This is a genomic window from Motilimonas sp. E26, assembly GCF_021278025.1.
GTDB lineage: Bacteria > Pseudomonadota > Gammaproteobacteria > Enterobacterales > CBDFNC01 > Motilimonas.
The window spans coordinates 209894-224285 of record NZ_JAIBHJ010000004.1 but is presented as its reverse complement, the minus strand read 5'-3'; the positions used below and the strand labels follow the sequence as shown (position 1 = coordinate 224285).

The window sequence follows — 14392 nt, the reverse complement described above, 5'->3', positions numbered from 1 at the left end:
TTATTATGCCCAGTCGTGCTCAAAAGAGCTGTTAATACGTCGCGATTATTCGTTTAGTTCTGCCAAACCATAAAATGTGACAGTAATATGACGCAACTCTTTGCAATAGCAATGCCTGAATGCAATGGCGCACTTTATATATTGAACTCTTGTAATGCTAGCAATGCCGCTTCGGCTTTACTGGATTGAACAAAAATATGATCGTGATAGTAAGCCGCCAGTACATTGGCACTAATACCTTTAGATGCCAACTTTGCCGAGACCGCAGCAGTTAAACCAACCGCTTCTAAGCTTGAATGTACGGTTAGGGTTATTTGGCGAAAACTCCCCTCAAATTGCAAATTAGCACGCTCTGCGCAGCTCTTTTCTAGTACCAGAGTAAGCCCCTCTGATTCAATAAAGGTTGCAACTGGGCTCAACGCTAAATAGTCACAGAGATTGCCTGCAACAGTACAAAACACAAACTCCGGCTCCTTTAATTCAGGCGACATGGAGCGAAGTAATTCATCTAATTCGGTAATTCCTGACATAATAGTTCCTTGAAAATTGCTGGGAGAAGGACGAGCCGATACTAGGCTAGGATCTATTGCGCACACATTGCTTTTTAGATTTAGTTTTGAGGTTTAATGGCGTAAAAGATTAGCAACCCATTGAAATAAATAAAATTACAACTGAGTTTCAATGGCCGTTTAGCAAGTTTTGCACCGAGTTCCCAGCATCACTTGGCCAAAATATTGTTGATATTGTTTTAATATAAGAAGTGAAAAAACCGTACCATCATTTGCTTTTCAGGTACAAAAAGCCAAGTTAGCTTGCTTTTAACAAGGCAACTTGGCTTTTTTACTAAGGCTTAGTTAGCCAAAGTATTAGAACGGCATTTTCATACCTGGTGGTAGTTGCATACCGCCAGTCACGTCGGCCATTCTATCTTTGCTATTTTCTTCAACGCGGCGCACAGCATCATTGATCGCAGCAGCCATCAAATCTTCTAGCATCTCTTTGTCGTCTTCCATTAGGCTAGGATCAATTTCAATGCGGCGCACATTATGATTACCAAGCATGGTTACTTTAACCATGCCTGCGCCGGCTTCACCGACCACTTCCATTTTGGCAATTTCTTCTTGTGCTTTTTGCATCTTGTCTTGCATTTGCTGGGCTTGCTTCATCAAGCCAGACATTCCACCTTTACCAAACATATTCTTTCTCTCATTCAGGTTAATGGTTTAAATGTTGGGGCAACCCAACTTATTTCAAGGGCATTATAAGGGTTTTATACTTTCTTCATCCACTGACGCGCCAAAACGCTGAATAAAGAAGTTAATGGCCTCATCTTGTTGGATATCTACTTTTGCTTGAGCCAATCGAGCAAGATAAATGGCTTGCTCAATTTCCACCGGCGTTTGCATGGTTTCATGCTGGCCTATTACAATTTCAACCTGCTCTACATTGGGCAATACGCTTTGCAACGCCGCCGTGATCTGACCTAAATTACGGGCATTGTCTAAATGCTGACTGCTGGGCTGTAACATTAATTGCACTGCATTTGGCGTTTGAATACAGACACTGTTAATGGCGAGTTGACGTAATATGCCCACTAAGCCCATTTGTTCAATCAGCTGACACCAAGAGTCGTTATTTTGCGGTGAAAACTTACTCGCCATGTCGGGCATGGCACGGGTATATTCGGCTTCGGTTCTAGCCGATATTGCGGGCGTTGGCGCTTCAACAGGCGCGCTTTCAACCGATTGAGCTTCGCCTGTGTCCCATGGCACATCAGCGAGCGGCGCAATTTGTGAACTAGGCCTACTTGCCACTGGTGTGACTGGCGCTTGTTGCTGCGTTACTGGCTGGTACGACGGTTGCTGTGACGCAGGCGCGCTCGCTGGCGAGGCGTCAAAACCGTCATTTGTATTTAATTGTTGCGGTGCAGATAAACTGGGGTCGTATTCATCGGTTTGGAAATACTGCGCATAGTCGTTGTCATAGGCCTCGAGCGGCGGTAGCTCATTAAATCCCTCTGGAATATCATTGCTTGGCGCAGACGATTGCGTAGCAGTTATTGCAGGCGTCTGTGCTGACGGCCTTGTGCTTGTTGGCTGAGAGCCAGACGTTTGCGAGACAGGCGTTTGGGAAACATGAGATTGTGAGACAGGCGCAGCGGCCACCGCCTGAGGTTCAACATTGGGCTTAGCTGGCGTGGTCACTTTCTTCACAACCGGCTGTTTTTTACCTGCCTCTAACGCCAGTTTTCGACTGCGCAGCATATTACGGGTTTCAAGGGCATTACTGACACTGGGCATGGCGGGTTGCGCTGATTCCGACTGTTGCGTTGTCTGCGCTGGTGATTGCGCCGCCATCGTCGCCGTTATGACTTCCTTGGGCTGTGCTGGGTTAGCATCATCACTAAGTGGTTGCGCAGCTTTTGGTTTTTCTTGTTTGTTAGCATTATTTGCTTCGCCGTCGTGACCAACGACATGAGATGGTTGCGCGGCTTGCACTTCCGTTTCGGCCGCAACCTGAGGCGTTGATTCTATAACAGACAAGGGTCGAGCGGGTACTCCAAGCACGGGCTCGTTCGTCGTCGCAGGACTAATTTGAGCAGGCTGAGCTGCCGAGCTAGTTACATTGCTCATAACATTAGCGACAGGGCTAGCTGGCGCAGATGGCAAGCTGGTGGCGACTTTTGCAGGATGAAAGGCAAGCATGCGCATTAACGTCATTTCAAGCCCGACTCTGGGCTCTGGTGCCAGTGGTAAGTCTTGCTTGCCTTTTAATGCAATTTGGTAATAAAGCTGCACTTGCTCTGGCGACAATTGTTCACTGAGTAATTGAATACTCTCACTGTTGTCTAAACCATTTAGCGTCGATGGCAGCATGTGAGCAAGAGCAACTTGGTGCAAGGTGGCGGCTATTTCATTGTGCACTAAATCAAAATCTGGCCCAAGGGTCACTAATTCAGCCACTTTGTCGAGGGTATTTTGCGCGTCACCTGCGGCAACAAAGTGCAATAATTGAGTCACTTGCTGATGATCTAAGGTGCCAAGCATCGCCAATACGGGCTGATAGTTTACTGCCCCATTACCAAAGGCGATAGCCTGGTCGGTCAAACTTAAGGCGTCTCGCATGCTGCCATGAGCGGCTTTGGCTAACGCCTGCAGCGCGCCTTGCTCGTAGCTGTGTTGCTCTTGATCGAGAATGTAGGCCAGTTGCTGATTAATATCCTCACTGCTTAAACTTTTTAAATGAAACTGCAAACAGCGAGACAAAATGGTAATCGGTAGCTTTTGTGGATCTGTGGTCGCTAATAAAAACTTAACATATTCCGGCGGCTCTTCTAAGGTTTTAAGCAGCGCATTAAAACTGCTTTTCGACAGCATATGTACTTCATCAATAAGGTAAACCTTATAACGACCTTGTGCTGGCTTATATTGCACATTGTCGAGTAGCTCGCGCGTGTCTTCGACTTTGGTGCGCGACGCCGCGTCAATTTCCAATAAATCAACAAATCGACCTTGATCTATATCTTGGCAATGATGACAAACGCCGCAAGGCTCTGATGTCACCCCTTTTTCACAATTTAGACTTTTTGCAAGAATACGCGCAATACTGGTTTTACCCACACCGCGAGTACCGCTAAACAAATAAGCGTGGTGCAAACGATTTTGATCAAGTGCATTCACCAGTGCTGTTAGCACGTGTTGTTGCCCCACCACTTGTTTAAAGTTGTGTGGTCGCCATTTACGTGCCAGCACCTGATAGCTCATGGTATTAATTACTCACCTGCAAATTGGATAAGACTAAATAGCTCTACATTTTGAGCATCTAGTTTGGCTTTGCCGTTTAACTCCGGCAGTTCAATCACCACACCAGCCCCCACCACATCGCCTTTTAGCTCGTGGATCAACTTGATTGTGGCTTCTAGGGTGCCGCCCGTTGCTAGCAAGTCATCAATCACCACCACTTTTTCGCCCGGTAAAATGGAATCTTTATGAATTTGCAGCATGTCGGTGCCGTATTCTAAGTCATACACTTGCACCACAGTGGCTCGAGGTAATTTGCCCGGCTTGCGTGCGGGTACAAAACCCGCGCCAATGGCGGCGGCCACTGGCGCCCCAAAAATGAAACCGCGCGCTTCGGTGCCCACTACTTTATCAATGCCCTTGTCTTTATAGTGCTCAGCTAATAACTCAACCGTTTTAGCAAAAGCTGCCGCGTTTTCAATCAAGCTAGTGATATCGCGAAACGTGATCCCTGCTTTTGGGTAATCTTCGATAGATTTAATGCTGTCAGTAAGCAGCTTGAGCGTGGCAGAGTCCATGATGGGTCCTATTTGAAGAGTGAATTTAACAAGCCGTAAGCTTATTCACTTGGCCTGTCCCTTTCAAGAGATAGCCAAGTAATTTGCGGCTTAAGTTTCTTTTAAACTAAGCATCCAGAAGAACAAGCATAAAAAACAAACCACTAATATTGCTTTTATCCATAACAGTGGTGCCCAGTAAATTGAAATAGCAAACGCACAACTCATCATCAGCAAGGCTTTACGTTTAGTGGTTTTGGCAATTGAGCGATCCCTTTGCCAGTTTTTGATCATTGGACCAAACCATTGATGATTTAACAACGCTTGATGAAAGCGCGGTGAGCTTTTGGCAAAACAAAATGCAGCTAATAAAATAAAAGGAGTGGTGGGTAACACAGGCAAAGGAATACCAATCAACCCAAGCACAAAAGCCAGGCTGCCTAGCACAAAGTAAAATGGCCGTTTTAGCAACTTGATATATCCTTAGTCATTCTATATTAACCTCCGTTCTGTTTACGCCTAGCCAAATAGAAAATGTTTACGGAAACAATACGTTTCCAAGAATATAGTGACAGCGTTTTTGCCGCAAAGCACACTACTTTTCTTATCAAGCATTAGGGTTATATTAACCCTCCCACTGATGTTGATGGCGGTCTAAAATCGCCAAAATATCATCGGTTTTACGGCATGGACGAATATCAGAAAATAATGCATCTGCTTCAGGATAGCTACACACAACATACTTCAGCCACTGTTTAATTCGGTTACTAAAGTACAAATGCTTATCGCCGCGGCATTCTAACCCTGAGTAACGAATTAATAAATCCAGTACCTCTCGCCAAGGCATAGGTTCGGCTTTTAATTTGATCACATTACATAAATTTGGCATCGCCAAGGCGCCACGCCCTAACATTAAATCATCACAGCCACTTAAAGCCAAGCAACGCTCAGCATCGTCAAGTTGCCAAATTTCACCATTAGCAATAACAGGGATAGCAATCCCTTGGTTCATGTCACTGATCGCATTCCAATCAATGCGATCCGCACGGTAACCATCAGCACGAGTGCGCCCGTGTACGGTTAATTCACTGGCGCCACCTTGATACGCAGCATCGGCAATTTCTAAGCGCTGTGATTTACACTCCCAGCCTAATCGTACTTTTACTGAGACAGGCTTGTCTGGCACCGCCCCTCGCATCCCCTTGACCGCTTGGTAAATCACTTCGGGCTCTTTTAATAATGCCGCGCCGCCATTAGAGCCGTTTACCGTTTTAGACGGACAACCGCAATTTAAATCAACGCCTGCCGAGCCTAAGTCAACCGCACGATAGGCGTTTTCAGCCAGCCATTGCGGTGATTGTCCAAGCAGCTGTACCCGCACGTCGGTACCCGAATCCGTTTTGCCACCTTGATGCAATTCTGGACACAAGCGATAAAACACTTTTTTTGGTAGCAGCATGTCAACCACTCGAATAAATTCGGTGACACATAAATCATACTGATTAATGCCCGTTAATACCTGCCGCATTAAGGGATCAACGACCCCTTCCATCGGGGCCAACACAATACGCATAGTTTGCCTCATTTTAATAGAGCGCGAATTTTAGGGGCTTATGACAGCTTTGTCACTCACTTGCAGAAACTTACTTGTTGCTGTGATGGCAACACTTCTACTGACCGTTGTTACGTGGTGCGCCGCTGCCCATGACACACCCCTTGCTTATCGCTTTGGCACCTTCGATCCGTTTTGGTATAGATCTAAATCAATCTAAGTTAATTTGTTGATGTAAATGATTTTAACTTTGACCTATATCAGCACCAAAAAGCCCTAAGGTCACTATGCTTTAGCACTAAATTATCATTTGCCAGAGCAAACAATGACAGAACATGAATTAGCCGATGTGACGGGGTTTCAAACCTTACTCACACAACAACTCATTGACTACAAACATCAAGTTTTAGCGATATTAAACAATGCGCAACAATCGAGCCACCAGCTAGCAGCATCGCAATTATTGAAGCTGAGTAATAGTGATTTTATTGAAGCCGTGGTGCGGTTAGACATGCCACAAATAAGCGAAAAAGTTCGCTGTATTAAGCGCATTGATGCGGCTCTTTGCCAAATTGAATTCGGTCTTTATGGTGTTTGTTCAGATTGCGAAGAGGCTATTGAGCCTGAATTATTAAGCAGCGATCCCACCGAACAACGCTGCTTAAGCTGTAAAACTAAGTTTGAAAAACGCAAAAAAGGCTTCATCGCGCTTTAGCAACGCTGCAACTGTTCCCCTTTATTTTATGCAGTTAAGGTCTGCGGGTACGGGTACAGGCTCAATCCTATTTCTCAATTCATTAAGCAAGCCGTTAATTCAAGGATGAATCAGCGAGTGACAGTCAACGGACATGCTCATTCCCACCGCTTACTGCCAACGCCGATACACAATTACATTTGCTCTAACGCCCATTGTAAAAAGGCTTTTTTCTCAGTATCCGTGAGTTGAGAAAATGTTTGTTGTGTCATTTCAAATGCTGAGCTTGTTGCCGTAGCAGATGACGACATTGTGGATGTTGTGGTTGATTCGACTTGTGAGGACTCTGCCAGCGTTGACGCCTTAGGAAGCCCAATAACGGTTTCACTCATGACCAACGCAGCAACTCCTTTGCTTTGATTATAAGCTTGTACTTCTTGCTCAAAATCACGCGTTAGTTGCACGCCTTCTTTGAACAGCTCGTCTTGCACCAATGGCACGGATTTCCCATCTTGGTCAACCAGAGTAAATACCGGATTTTTAGCGTATTTATCAACGGATTTGGCAGTATATAAATGCGGCTTTTCAACACTAATATGACTTAAACCATCTGTCGAAAACGTCAACACTATGGGTTGAGATTTAGCAATGCCACGCATATCTTCTGTGTTCACCACTCCACGCGGCGCAGCAAAACGCAGCACGACTTGCTGCTTCCCTTCATCGGCTAAGGTAATACTGCGATCATTTTTAAAAAATACATTACCCGATTCTTGACCATTAACCACCAAAATTTCGTACATATTCGGCACATTAAACTCGGTAGCAGAGGCTATAAATGCGCTACAGCTTATAACAATAAATGCCATCGCCTGATTTAATCGTTTCATCAAGATTAATCCCAACCCACAAAGTAGAAAAACACAAAAGCCAGCTCTAGGCTGGCTTAACGTATAATATTAGTTACCAGTGATTACCACTCGTAACGTAGACCTACAGAAGCCACGCCGCCTTCTTTCTTGGTTAGTCCCGACCCATTAAGCAGCGCGCTGCCTGTTTGGCCATGACCATTGTTGTAGCTGTAGTTAGCAAAAATTGAAGATTGTGCCGTTAGCTTGTATTGGCCTTCAATGGTCCAACGATCTTGGATCTTCTTGTCTGACGAAGGTGCATCTTTAAGATCTTGGTAACGGTAACCTGCGCGTGCTACAAACTGGCCAAAGTCATAAGCCACAACTGCATCGGTCCCTTTCGTTTTATCATTGCCACCCGCAAAGGCATCAAATTTTTCTTCTACATAAGTTGCACCTGCGTAGAAATCACCTAAGAAATATTGCGCACCCACACCATAAGTTTGATATTCCTTCACTGAAGAAACGGCTTTTGGCTGAGCATCGGCTTTATTGAATTGGTACATAGCAACAGGTACTAACATACCCATATCGCCTAGCTCAATGTTGTAACGCGCGGCGGTGTTGAAACCGTAGTCAATTGAACTATTTGTAATGTAAGCCGCTGAAAAATCTAAATCACCAAAGCTATTACGGTATTGGAAAGTACCGTCTTGGCGAAATACCAATGCCGCACCAGAATCCACAGTGTTTACATTAGCACCCGCAACCACGTCACCGCCGGCGTAGAAAATATCACCAATGTCCGTAAACATGATAAGACCTGATGCAACGCGACCCGCTTCAACGCGACCGGCGTCAGCCATGTCTAAACCAGCCCACACGTAACGAGCATTCCAGCTAGTATCAGAAGAACCTGGCTCTTGGCTTAATTGATATTGCGCTTGGCCGATAACAGCCATGTTTTCGTTAACAACTTGACGACCATTAAAGCCTAAGCGCGCGTATACTGAACCTTCAGTTTCGCTATCGCCATTAACATCATCTTTGTTTACGAAGTTAGCTTCAACACGGCCGTACATATTAAGTACTGAGCCATCTTCTGCTTTGTAGATTTCAGCTGCGTTGGCTGCACCCGTTGCAAGAAGGGCGGGTACTAGTGCTGCAAGAATTGTTTTTTTCATTATTTCACTGCCTGTATATTTATTGAATGCCATCGAGTTAACATCCTCGATTTGATTGTCCGTTTTAAGTGCAGTGCTTCCGTTGCGGGGCGCATCATTACAAACAAATAAAAACTGGTCAACACAGGAATAGCAACATAAACACCTGATAATAGAGGTAAGCATGATATTAAAGTCCAACTTAAAAGCTTAATACCTCTTTATGCCACTCGCTTCGAAGCAATCGGTTTCCATTTCTTAAACGTTATCCAGTTAACTGATAAATAAGAAATTAAATCATCCTATCTGTTACTCTCTCACCACATCACGCTGCGGCTAGCAGATTAACAATATGATTTTTTATTTACAATAATATATTGAACTAAAAAAAATTTTAAACGCTTAAAAATTAAACACCTTAGTAAATGTAAAGTTGAACTCTATTTACAACATAAACATTAACCCCTTGCTTTATTTGCTAAATTTGCTGCCATACAACAGGGTTTTAACGATTGCTATTCGAACATCCTTGGGCAAAACCAGATAAGTTGTTACAATCACGCCTCGTTTATTTATCGATTTCGCCATGCTAAAACCACAAGTAAAACAGCTCATTCGTGAGACCTATCAGGCAATCAGCCAATCTTTGCCCGACTATCAGGTACGTAAAGAGCAAAACTACTTGGTCGCCGAAATCGCAAAAACCTTGGCCGGTGAATACGACCCACAACGTCGGATTTTGGTGGCTGAGGCCGGCACAGGTATTGGTAAGTCTTTAGCCTATCTACTCGGCGGTTTAGCCGTGGCGCAAAACCAAAACAAAAAATTGGTTATTTCCACCGCGACAGTGACGTTGCAAGAACAGCTCATCAACAAAGATTTACCGTTTTTTTTGCAACATAGCAGCCTAAAATTCACTTTCACCTTAGTCAAAGGGCGTGGCCGCTATTGCTGCGAGCACAAATTACGCGAGCATGCCGACCCACAAGATGGACAACAGGCTCTTTGGGATGAAAAACCCAAAAAGTCTGATATTGATTTAATTAAGCGACTATTTAAGGCCTACCAAGAAGGTAAATGGCAAGGAGACCGTGACACTTGGCCGATGCCAATTGCTGATAATGTTTGGCAACAAATCATAGCCGACAAACACAGTTGCAGCCGCGCCTTGTCTCATCACCACCAATGCCCGTTTCACCGCGCGCGTGACGAGCTAGAAAAAGCCGACGTATTAGTCGTCAACCACGCGCTGTTATTAGCAGATACCGAACTCGGTGGTGGCATCATCTTACCCGACCCAGATAGCTGCTTTTATGTGATGGACGAAGCGCACCACTTGCCTAGTATCGCGCGCGACTTCGCCAGCGCCAATATCGCCATTAATGCCAGTATTAACTGGCTTGGCAAGCTAGAGCTCCTTAACCGAAAAGTAGCGCAACAAATCAGTGGCCAATCGACCATGGCGCCGGGCAGTGAAATGGTAAGTAGTGCGCTCAGCATTAAACAAGAGCTTGGCCATGTTGCCAGTTTTTTTAATGCAAATACCAGTCTATTTCAAAATGAGTCAACCTACCGTTTTGCCATGGGCGAATTACCCGAGCCCCTCACGGTACATGCCTGCGCCATCCGCGATGAAACTAAAACGTGTTTAAAAGCACTTAATAAGTTACTCAGTATCATCGCCGAGCAACTTAAAGACGGCGACATCAAAACAAAGGTTGCCGAGCCATTGATGGCCGACGTTGGTAGTAATGTGCAACGTTTAGAAAACTTTTTTCAACTTTGGTTTATGCTCGCCAAAGAGCCTACGGGGAAACACGCCCCCCTCGCTTGCTGGGCCAAACGGTTAGAGCAAGCCGATGCAGACATCATGCTCGCCGCCTCTCCCATTGAAGTGGGAGGATTACTGGAAAATCAACTGTGGTCACGCGCTGCGGGTGTATTTTTATGCTCAGCCACCTTAACCGCTTTAAACAGCTTTGATTTTTTTCGCCATCAAAGTGGCTTAAAAGAGCAAGATGGCACCCAGTACTTGCGACTGCGCTCTCCCTTTGATTACGACAAAATCACCTTACAAATCCCGCCCATGCAACACGAGCCCGGCAATGACGCCTATGATAAAGAATTATGTGAGTTGATTCCGGCGCTGTTAGCAGGAAAGCAGGGCAACTTAGTGTTATTTGCTTCGTACTGGCAGATGCGGCTAGTGGCTGAAAAAATTAAGGGCAAAGTTAAAGCGCCGCTGTTGTTACAAGGTGAATTGTCGCGCTCTCAAATGCTCGAACAATACAAAAGCCGTTGTGATAAAGGCGAAACGGCCATTATGTTTGGTACCGGCAGCCTATCGGAAGGGTTAGACTTACCGGGGCACTATCTAACTAACCTCATTATTACTAAACTGCCTTTTGCGGTGCCCACCTCGCCCGTAGAAGAAGCGCACGCAGAATGGATTGAAAGTAAAGGCGGTAATGCTTTTTTACAAATCACCATACCTGAAGCCAGTAAAAAACTGATCCAGTCCTGTGGACGATTAGTGAGAAAAGAGAACGACTGGGGCAAAATAACGATTTTAGATCGTCGCTTAGTTACCCGTCGCTACGGTAAAGGGTTGCTTGATGCCCTGCCGCCATTTAAGAGAGATATTCAATATTAATGTTTGAACTTAGTTTTGCTTTGCCCGTTGAACCAAGCTTGTTGCTGCTGTTATGTGGTGTTGGTCTGATTGCTGGTTTTATTGACGCGGTCGTCGGTGGTGGTGGTATGCTGACCATCCCTGCCCTATTAAGTGCTGGATTACCGCCTCATGTCGCCCTTGGCACAAACAAATTAGCTGCAACCTTTGCCTCGTCCACCGCAGCATGGACTTATTATAAAAAGCAGTTATTTAACCCCGCATTCTGGCGCAAATCCTTTTTAGCGACAGGGATCGGCGCAATCAGTGGCACCTTAGCCGTTAACTTTGTGAGTACTGAATTATTAGAGAAAGCTCTGCCTTTGGTCATACTGGCCACTGCTATCTACACCATATTTAGTCAATTCCCTAGTGAGAAAAGTCACTCACTGCCAAAAAATGACCCCAAACTAGCAAAGAAACAATGGCTCCAAGGCAGTATTTTAGGTTTCTACGATGGTATAGCCGGCCCCGGAACGGGGGCTTTTTGGACCGTATCGAGTATGGCTCTTTATAAAGTTAATATTTTATTGTCGTCTGGCTTAGCCAAGTCAATGAACTTTACTAGCAATTTCTTGTCTTTAATTACATTCATCATGCTTGGCCACATTAATTGGATGCTAGGACTGAGCATGGGGGCGTGTTTAATGATAGGCGCATATTTAGGCGCGCATTCTGCGATCCGCTTTGGCGGCAAGTTTATCCGCCCTATTTTTGTTTGTGTGGTGATTGTAATGGCAATTAAATTGGCAATTGAAGCATGGTAGATATTTCACAACTGTCAGCCCGTTTAGCACAACTGACCCAGCAGTGCCAAACTTTAGATAACCAATTAACGGCGCAGCAGCGGGAAAACTTTCATTTCAATAAAAGCTTGTTTGCCAAGCCAGAAAAAAGTTTAACGGGCTATTGCAATCAGGTCGGGCAAAGGCTCAAAGATCTTGAACAAGCATTAACCGAAGGAGTGTCAAACCAGTTGATAGCACATCGATGTGAAGCGCTAGCTGATCAGTTTGCTGGATTATTAAAGTTAGTCGCTCAAGCGCAAAAAGGTAACGGGCAGCTGTTTAGTCATCACCCCGCACCTGAAGAAAAAAAACTCTACCAAAAACTGCAAAAACAATATGAATACGAACGACGATTAGAGCAAATGTTGGCACATAGTAAACAGCAAGGAGCAAGACTCATTGGCGCAGAAAAACGCAGTGCTCAACAGGCTACCAAAACCTTAGAAGAAAGACTCGAACGCTGTAAAACAGCTACCTTTGCTGTTGAATTGGCGATTAGAGAATTCGAGAGCTCTAGCGCCTTTATTGGGAATTTTTAGATCATGACATTGCGTTTTTTCACCTACCTGATCTGTTTACTGAGCAGTACAGGCGTCTTTGCTGGTAGCCAAATTCAGATTCCTTCGATGTTTAAATTGCTCTATCACAACGGCGAAAAAACTCAGCTAACCTTTTATAATAAAGCGCCATTGCAACTATCTGCTGGCAGGCAACAATTGGTTTTACAATACCAACAAGCCTTTGATGGTGAAGCCGATAGCGCCTTTATCTCTGTGCCTATTGTTTTATATTTTTTTGCCAAGCCAGAGCAACAATTGCGCATACTGGCCAGCAAGCCGAGAACGGTAGAGGAGGCGCGCAGTTTTGCCCAAACACCTGAATTTAGTTTAGTGGACATGATTAAAGGCACAGAGATTGCCTTTGACACGATTTTAACGCCACGTTTTGGCTGGCAAAATGGCCCTAACATCGCGCTGCTTGATGAAATCAAAAAAGGCCAACAACAACCTGATCAACAACGTATTTTGAACCAACTTAAGCTTCTTTACCAAAGTGCGAATACAGAAAAACAGACACATTTTATCCAATGGCTAAAGCAAGAGAATCAAATTTCAAAGGAAGTACCATGAGCTTAACCAATGCCCCAAAACATATTCAATTAGCCGTTGATCTGATTCAGTTACTGGAAGAAAACCAAATAGATATGAACACAGCTGTGGCGGCGCTCGAAGTCGTACTGACGGATTGCAAAAATAAACAAGCTAGTAACAACAAGGCTAGCTGAAACCTTAACTAAAGTATTTCTCATCCATGGCTTCATCGTTTATTAACGAACAAAGATAGATTGCTGCTTGGGTTTTACTAAGCGAAAGCCGCTATACGCGGCCTCCCTATCATTAATTGTCTTTCTTAACATAGGTTGATTACAAGTCGAGTGAGCCGCATTATCATTAGTGTTATATCAATGTCTCGAATGAAGGAAACATAATGACACTCTCGGATATAGCTAATGATTACGTCGATGATTTAGGCTTGCGCCCCGCTACCTTAGATTTAGAATTTTTACAGCGTCTGAATCGCGCGCACCTTACTCATTACACCTTTAATAGCCTATCAGTAGTATTGGCGCAGGAAATGCCATTAGATGTGACGCATCTGCACAATAAAATTGTTACTCGCCGCCGCGGTGGCTATTGTTTTGAACATAATAAATTGGCGTTACATGTTTTATCAGAACTGGGCTTTGATGCACGTTTACTACTGGCTAAAGTAGTCTATAACCGAGATACTGACGTGCCCCGCACCCATCGCATTAGTTTAGTGACCCTTGATGGCGATGATTACTTATTAGATGTAGGGTTTGGTCCACTTGGTCCACGCCATCCCGTCAAAATATCAACCCCTGAAGTACAACAACAAGGTAATGAGCAATTTAGAATAGTAAATGTTGAGCGCGGCGAATTAGGCTTACAAGTATACAAAGACGGCGATTTTTTCACTCTTTATACCTTTAACTTACATCATTATTCGGAAGCGGAATGCACGCCAGCGCATTTTTACTCCCATAAATCGCCTGATGCTGCATTTGTGAATAATTTAGTAATAGCGAAAAAGTCGGATAACCAAACCGAATCGTTGCGCAATGGCACTTGGCAGCGTACCGATAATGGCACCGTAACAGAGCATACCATCGCTAGCGAAGAGCAACTGAATACGGTGATGAAAGAAGTATTTGATTTAGAAATCGACTTAGCGACCGCTGCATTTTTATTCAAAAAATTCGTGCGACCGAGTCTAAATCAATAGCCAGGTTAAGCGATTTATGAGCCATGTAATGTGGTAATTTTTCAAATGCTAGTTATTGCAATGGCCGAT

General features: G+C 44.5%; 15 protein-coding genes. 7 read left to right on the top strand and 8 right to left on the bottom strand.

Translation table 11 applies throughout. The annotated features are described in order from the left end of the window. Window positions 1–134 precede the first annotated feature (134 nt). The 6 genes from K1M91_RS05390 to dusC all read right to left on the bottom strand — a co-directional run bounded on the left by K1M91_RS05390 (window position 135) and on the right by dusC (window position 5870). The gene (locus K1M91_RS05390; protein WP_232800526.1) at window positions 135–530 is read right to left on the bottom strand and encodes an ACT domain-containing protein; all 396 of its coding nucleotides are present in this window, start codon (window positions 528–530) and stop codon (window positions 135–137) included. Between the two features lie 336 nt (window positions 531–866). Beyond that, window positions 867–1196: a YbaB/EbfC family nucleoid-associated protein gene (locus K1M91_RS05385; protein ID WP_232800525.1), complete on the bottom strand. Its 330-nt coding sequence runs from the start codon at window positions 1194–1196 to the stop codon at window positions 867–869. A 63-nt stretch (window positions 1197–1259) separates the two neighbouring features. Next, window positions 1260–3764 carry a DNA polymerase III subunit gamma/tau gene (dnaX, locus tag K1M91_RS05380; RefSeq protein WP_232800524.1) on the bottom strand — a complete coding sequence of 835 codons (2505 nt, stop codon included), beginning with the start codon at window positions 3762–3764 and terminating at the stop codon, window positions 1260–1262. Window positions 3765–3772: 8 nt separating this feature from the next. Next, complete coding sequence (gene apt, locus K1M91_RS05375) at window positions 3773–4318, bottom strand: adenine phosphoribosyltransferase (protein WP_232800523.1); 546 nt, start codon at window positions 4316–4318, stop codon at window positions 3773–3775. A gap of 90 nt (window positions 4319–4408) precedes the next feature. After that, on the bottom strand, window positions 4409–4768 hold the full coding sequence (locus tag K1M91_RS05370) for a YbaN family protein (RefSeq protein ID WP_232800522.1): 360 nt from the start codon (window positions 4766–4768) through the stop codon (window positions 4409–4411). A 154-nt stretch (window positions 4769–4922) separates the two neighbouring features. Next, a complete protein-coding gene (gene dusC / locus K1M91_RS05365) occupies window positions 4923–5870 on the bottom strand; it encodes a tRNA dihydrouridine(16) synthase DusC (protein ID WP_232800521.1) in 948 nt (315 codons plus the stop codon). Between the two features lie 304 nt (window positions 5871–6174). Here dusC and K1M91_RS05360 point away from each other — a divergent pair, with 304 nt between their 5' ends. Beyond that, the gene (locus K1M91_RS05360) at window positions 6175–6564 is read left to right on the top strand and encodes a TraR/DksA C4-type zinc finger protein (protein ID WP_232800520.1); all 390 of its coding nucleotides are present in this window, start codon (window positions 6175–6177) and stop codon (window positions 6562–6564) included. Between the two features lie 173 nt (window positions 6565–6737). On the opposite strand, the gene K1M91_RS05355 is transcribed toward K1M91_RS05360, so the two are convergent. Together K1M91_RS05355 and K1M91_RS05350 are read right to left on the bottom strand one after the other, a co-directional pair. Then, window positions 6738–7433 (bottom strand): DUF2057 domain-containing protein, encoded by a 696-nt coding sequence (locus K1M91_RS05355; RefSeq protein WP_232800519.1) that lies wholly within the window; start codon window positions 7431–7433, stop codon window positions 6738–6740. A gap of 83 nt (window positions 7434–7516) precedes the next feature. Continuing rightward, window positions 7517–8578, bottom strand: coding sequence for a porin (locus K1M91_RS05350; RefSeq protein WP_232800518.1), 1062 nt, complete (start codon window positions 8576–8578; stop codon window positions 7517–7519). Window positions 8579–9143: 565 nt separating this feature from the next. On the opposite strand from K1M91_RS05350, the gene dinG reads away from it, so the two are divergent. The 6 genes from dinG (at window position 9144) to K1M91_RS05320 (ending at window position 14323) form a co-directional block, all read left to right on the top strand. After that, window positions 9144–11210 (top strand): ATP-dependent DNA helicase DinG, encoded by a 2067-nt coding sequence (gene dinG, locus K1M91_RS05345; RefSeq protein WP_232800517.1) that lies wholly within the window; start codon window positions 9144–9146, stop codon window positions 11208–11210. Continuing rightward, window positions 11210–11995 carry a TSUP family transporter gene (locus K1M91_RS05340; protein WP_232800516.1) on the top strand — a complete coding sequence of 262 codons (786 nt, stop codon included), beginning with the start codon at window positions 11210–11212 and terminating at the stop codon, window positions 11993–11995. The genes dinG and K1M91_RS05340 overlap by 1 nt, the downstream gene beginning before the upstream one ends. Beyond that, window positions 11989–12555 carry a primosomal replication protein PriC gene (gene priC, locus K1M91_RS05335; protein WP_232800515.1) on the top strand — a complete coding sequence of 189 codons (567 nt, stop codon included), beginning with the start codon at window positions 11989–11991 and terminating at the stop codon, window positions 12553–12555. The genes K1M91_RS05340 and priC overlap by 7 nt, the downstream gene beginning before the upstream one ends. A gap of 3 nt (window positions 12556–12558) precedes the next feature. Then, complete coding sequence (locus tag K1M91_RS05330; protein ID WP_232800514.1) at window positions 12559–13146, top strand: DUF2057 family protein; 588 nt, start codon at window positions 12559–12561, stop codon at window positions 13144–13146. Next, a complete protein-coding gene (locus K1M91_RS05325; RefSeq protein ID WP_232800513.1) occupies window positions 13143–13301 on the top strand; it encodes a YbaM family protein in 159 nt (52 codons plus the stop codon). The genes K1M91_RS05330 and K1M91_RS05325 overlap by 4 nt, the downstream gene beginning before the upstream one ends. Window positions 13302–13504: 203 nt before the next feature. Continuing rightward, entirely contained in the window at window positions 13505–14323 is an 819-nt protein-coding gene (locus tag K1M91_RS05320; protein WP_232800512.1) for an arylamine N-acetyltransferase, read from the top strand. Window positions 14324–14392: the final 69 nt, after the last annotated feature.

What these genes read in the sequence shown, in the direction of transcription:
- K1M91_RS05350 (WP_232800518.1), bottom strand. Translation starts at nt 8,578, where the DNA reads ATGAAAAAAACAATTCTTGCAGCACTAGTACCCGCCCTTCTTGCAACG.
- priC (WP_232800515.1), top strand. Translation starts at nt 11,989, where the DNA reads ATGGTAGATATTTCACAACTGTCAGCCCGTTTAGCACAACTGACCCAG.
- K1M91_RS05355 (WP_232800519.1), bottom strand. Translation starts at nt 7,433, where the DNA reads ATGAAACGATTAAATCAGGCGATGGCATTTATTGTTATAAGCTGTAGC.
- K1M91_RS05360 (WP_232800520.1), top strand. Translation starts at nt 6,175, where the DNA reads ATGACAGAACATGAATTAGCCGATGTGACGGGGTTTCAAACCTTACTC.
- dnaX (WP_232800524.1), bottom strand. Translation starts at nt 3,764, where the DNA reads ATGAGCTATCAGGTGCTGGCACGTAAATGGCGACCACACAACTTTAAA.
- K1M91_RS05320 (WP_232800512.1), top strand. Translation starts at nt 13,505, where the DNA reads ATGACACTCTCGGATATAGCTAATGATTACGTCGATGATTTAGGCTTG.
- K1M91_RS05390 (WP_232800526.1), bottom strand. Translation starts at nt 530, where the DNA reads ATGTCAGGAATTACCGAATTAGATGAATTACTTCGCTCCATGTCGCCT.
- dusC (WP_232800521.1), bottom strand. Translation starts at nt 5,870, where the DNA reads ATGCGTATTGTGTTGGCCCCGATGGAAGGGGTCGTTGATCCCTTAATG.
- apt (WP_232800523.1), bottom strand. Translation starts at nt 4,318, where the DNA reads ATGGACTCTGCCACGCTCAAGCTGCTTACTGACAGCATTAAATCTATC.
- K1M91_RS05385 (WP_232800525.1), bottom strand. Translation starts at nt 1,196, where the DNA reads ATGTTTGGTAAAGGTGGAATGTCTGGCTTGATGAAGCAAGCCCAGCAA.
- K1M91_RS05340 (WP_232800516.1), top strand. Translation starts at nt 11,210, where the DNA reads ATGTTTGAACTTAGTTTTGCTTTGCCCGTTGAACCAAGCTTGTTGCTG.
- dinG (WP_232800517.1), top strand. Translation starts at nt 9,144, where the DNA reads ATGCTAAAACCACAAGTAAAACAGCTCATTCGTGAGACCTATCAGGCA.
- K1M91_RS05325 (WP_232800513.1), top strand. Translation starts at nt 13,143, where the DNA reads ATGAGCTTAACCAATGCCCCAAAACATATTCAATTAGCCGTTGATCTG.
- K1M91_RS05330 (WP_232800514.1), top strand. Translation starts at nt 12,559, where the DNA reads ATGACATTGCGTTTTTTCACCTACCTGATCTGTTTACTGAGCAGTACA.